Raw genomic sequence first — 4,619 nt, 5'->3', positions numbered from 1 at the left:
GGGCCCATCGCGGACAGGACCCCGTCCGGACCCAACTCCACGTAGGTGCGGACGCCTTCGGCCTCCAGGGCCTGGACCGCGTCGTGGAAGCGGACCGCCTCGCGGACGTGACGCACCCAGTACTCGGGCGAGCACAGCTCGTCCGCCGAAGCGGTCTGGCCGGTCAGCGTGGAGACGATCGGGATCCGTGGCTCGGCGAACGTCAGCCCCTCGGCGACGGTGCGGAACTCCGCGAGCATCGGCTCCATCAGCGGCGAATGGAACGCATGGCTCACCGTCAGCGGCTTGGTCTTCCGGCCCTCGGCCGCAAGCTGCTCGGCGACCGCGACAACGGCCGCCTCAGCACCCGAAATCACCACCGAGGAAGGCCCGTTGACCGCCGCGATGCCCACCTCGCCGGTCAGCAGCGGCAGCACCTCGGCCTCCGAGGCCTGCACCGCCACCATCGCACCGCCAGAGGGCAGCGCCTGCATCAGGCGGCCGCGAGCGGCCACCAGCGCAGCAGCGTCCGCCAGCGACAGCACCCCGGCGACGTGCGCGGCGGCCAGCTCACCGATCGAGTGACCCGCCAGCACATCCGCACGCAGACCCCATGCCTCGACCAGGCGGAACAGCGCCACCTCGATCGCGAACAGCGCCGGCTGCGTGTACCCGGTCTGATCCAGCTCCTCGCCCGAGAACACCACCTCGCGCAGCGGACGGTCCAGGTACTGGTCCAGGTGCGCGAACACCTCGTCCAACGCGTCCGCGAACAGCGGGAAGGCCTCGTACAGCTCACGGCCCATCCCGGCCCGCTGGCTGCCCTGCCCGGTGAACAGGAACGCCGTCCGGCCCTCTACCACCGAACCCTGCACCAGGTTCCCAGCCGACTCACCCGAAGCCAGCGCACCCAGCCCCCGCAGGAACTCCACACGATCCTCGGCGACGACCACGGCACGACGCTCCAGCGCCGCCCGACCCGTCGCCAACGAGTAAGCCACATCGACAAGTTCAAGCTCACCGGCCGACAGCAGCCGCTCGGCCTGCGCCCGCAGCGCCGCTTCACCCTTGGCCGAAAGCACCACCGGCAGCACCGACGGCGACACGGTCGCCTCGGCAATCGCATCCTCGACGACCGGAGCCTGCTCCAGGATCGTGTGCGCGTTGGTACCGCTGAAGCCGAAGGATGACACGGCGGAGCGGCGCGGCTCACCGGTCTCGGGCCAGTCGGTCAGTTCGGTGACGAGCGAGACGGCACCGGTTGTCCAGTCCACGTGCGGGGTCGGCTCATTGACGTGCAGCGTCTGCGGCAGCACACCGTGCTGCATGGCGAGCACCATCTTGATCACACCGGCGACACCGGCGGCCGCCTGGGTGTGACCGATGTTCGACTTCACCGAACCCAGCCACAGCGGACGGTCCTCGGACCGCTCCTGGCCGTAGGTGGCGAGCAGGGCCTGCGCCTCGATCGGGTCACCCAGGGCGGTGCCGGTGCCGTGTGCCTCGACCGCGTCGATCTGGCTGGTGGCCAGACCGGCGTTCTCCAGCGCCTGCCGGATCACCCGCTGCTGCGACGGACCGTTCGGCGCCGTCAGACCGTTGGACGCGCCGTCCTGGTTCACGGCCGAGCCGCGCACCACCGCCAGCACCGGATGCCCGTTCCGCTGGGCGTCCGACAGCCGCTCCACGAGCAGCATGCCCACGCCCTCGCCCCAGGCGGTACCGTCCGCCGAGGCGGCGAACGCCTTGCACCGGCCGTCGGCGGACAGACCGCGCTGGCGGCTGAAGTCCAGGAAGGTGTCCGGGGTGGCCATCACGGTGACGCCGCCGGCCAGGGCCAGCGAGCACTCGCCGCCCCGCAGCGCCTGCACCGCCAGGTGCAGCGCCACCAGCGACGAGGAGCACGCGGTGTCGACGGTGACCGCCGGGCCCTCCAGGCCGAAGGTGTACGACAGCCGGCCCGAGACCACGCTCGCCGCGGTACCCGTGCCGAGCTGGCCCTCCAGCTCCTCCGGGGAGTTCATCAGGAGGGCGAGGTAGTCCTGGCCGTTGGTGCCCGCGAAGACACCGGTACGGCTACCGCGCAGCGTGGCCGGGTCGATACCGGCGCGCTCGAACGCCTCCCAGGAGGTCTCCAGCAGCAGGCGCTGCTGCGGGTCCATGGACAGCGCCTCACGCGGCGAGATCCCGAAGAACGCCGGATCGAACTCGGCGGCGTCGTAGAGGAATCCGCCCTCGCGGGTGTAGATCTTGCCGACCTGGTCGGGGTCCGGGTCGTACAGGGTCTCGACGTTCCAGCCGCGGTCGGTCGGCAGACCGGCCATCGCGTCGCCGCCGGAGACGAGCAGTTGCCACAGCTCCTCGGGCGAGGTCACCCCGCCGGGGAAGCGGCAGCTCATCGCGACGATGGCGATCGGCTCGTCGTCGGCGGCAACCCGGACCGCGCTCGGGGTCGCGGTGGCGGCGGCCTGGCCCAGCAGCTCGGAGCGCAGGTGCTCGGCGAGGGCGGCGGCCGACGGATAGTCGAAGACCAGGGTGGTCGGGAGCCGGAGACCGGTGGCAACGCCCAGGCGGTTGCGCAGCTCGACGGCCGTCAGCGAGTCGAAGCCGAGCTCCTTGAAGGCGCGTCCGGCCTCCACCGACTCCGTCCCGGAGTGGGCGAGGACGGCGGCGACGTTGCTCCGGACGAGCTCCAGCAGGGCCCTGGTCTGCTCGGCCTCGGAGAGGCCGGCCAGGCGCCCGGCCTGCGAGGAGGTCGCGGCGGCTCCCGCTCCGTCGGCGGCGGACGCCGCCAGGCGGGCCTCCGGGAGCTCGTTGAACAGCAGGCTGGCCCGGGCAGCCGTCATCGCGGGCAGGAACCGGTCCCAGGCGATGTCGGCGACGATGAGGGCCCAGTCGCCCTGCTTCAGGGCCTGCTGGAGCGCGGCGATCGCCAGCTCAGGGGCCATCGGCGGGACGCCCTCGCGGCGCAGCCGCTCCTCGAGGGTGCGGTCGGCGGCCATGCCGCCCTGCGCCCACGGACCCCAGGCGATCGAGGTGGCGGCGAGGCCGTCAGCCCGGCGCTGCTCGGCGAGGGCGTCCAGGAAGGCGTTGGCGGCGGCGTAGTTGCCCTGGCCCGCGTTGCCCACCGAACCAGCGATCGAGGAGAACAGTACGAACGCCGACAGGTCGGAAGTGAGTTCGTGCAGGTTCAGCGCCGCGTCCACCTTCGGACGGGCGACAGCGGCGAACCGCTCGGCGGTCAGACCGTCGACCATGCCGTCGTCCAGCACACCGGCGGTGTGGAACACGGCCGACACCTCGACGGACGCCAGCAGCTCCGCCAGCGCCTCACGGTCGGCGACATCGCATGCCGCCACCGTGACGGCAGCGCCCAACTCGGCCAGTTCGTCCCGGAGTTCGACCGCGCCAGGAGCGTCCAGGCCGCGGCGGCTGGTCAGCACCAGCTGCTCGGCACCATTGCGCACCAGCCAGCGCGCGACCTCCGCGCCCAGCGCACCGGTGCCACCCGTGACCAGGACCGTACCGGACGGCTTCCAGGCGACACCTTCAGCACGCGGGGCCCGCACCAGACGGCGGGTGAACACACCTGACGCCCGAACGGCGACCTGGTCCTCGCCACCAGCGAGCACACCGGCCAGTCGGCCGAGCGCACGCTCGTCCAGCACCTCCGGAAGGTCGACCAGACCACCCCAACGCTCCGGGTGCTCCAGAGCCACCACCCGGCCCAGACCCCAGACCTGAGCCTGCATCGGGTCCGCCAGCCGGTCCGAGCGACCCGTCGACACCGCACCCCGCGTCACACACCACAGCGGAGCGGCGACATCCGCGTCACCCAGCGCCTGCACCAGAGTCGCGGTCAGCACCGCGGGCTCGCCCGCGCCGAGGGCGGCCATCGACAGCACGCCCTCGACGGCCACGCCGTCGGCGACCGCATCACGCAGCAGCTCGGCCACGGCGCCGCGATCGGCGCCGGCCGGGTCGACCAGGCGCACGTCCGCGCCACGACCGGCCAGCGTCCGGACCACGTCCGCCGCAGCGGCGTCCTCGGCCGGTGCCACCACCAGCCAGGTACCCGACAGCACACCGGAGCCGGCCTCACCCGCCGGCTTCCAGCTCACCCGGTAGCGCCAGCCGTCCACCGTGGACTGCTCACGGCTCTGCCGGCGCCAGGCCGACAGCGCGGGCAGCACCGAGCTCAGCGGCTGATCGCCGTCCAGCTCCAGCACCGAGGACAGCGCCTGAAGGTCGCCCTTCTCAACGGCCTCCCAGAAGCTCGCGTCCACCGCGTCCACCACGGCCGTGCCGACCGCCGGGGCGGCCAGGTTCTCCAGCCAGTACCACTGCCGCTGGAAGGCGTAGGTGGGCAGGTGCACCCGACGGGCGCCCAGGCCGGCGAACACGGCCTGCCAGTCGACCGTCACGCCTCGGACGTAGGCCTGTGCGACGGCGGTGGTCAGCGCCTGCACCTCGGAGCGGTCACCGCGGAGCACCGGCGCGAACACCGCCGCCTCGGTCACGCACTCCTGGCCCATCGCGGACAGGACCCCGTCCGGGCCCAACTCCAGATACGTACGGACGCCTTCGCCCTCCAGCGTGCGCACCGCGTCGCAGAAGCGGACGGCCTCGCGGACGTGGCG

1 protein-coding gene is annotated in these 4,619 nt (G+C 72.7%); it reads right to left on the bottom strand.

Annotated elements, in window-relative coordinates; genetic code table 11:
- The coding region (locus ACWDAK_RS40645; RefSeq protein WP_449806580.1) for an SDR family NAD(P)-dependent oxidoreductase at positions 1 to 4,619 on the bottom strand (4,619 nt) is incomplete at both ends.

This window comes from Kitasatospora sp. NPDC001175 (assembly GCF_053598215.1).
The sequence above is the reverse complement of the archived record's forward strand: the minus strand, read 5'-3'. Positions and strand labels throughout refer to the sequence as shown.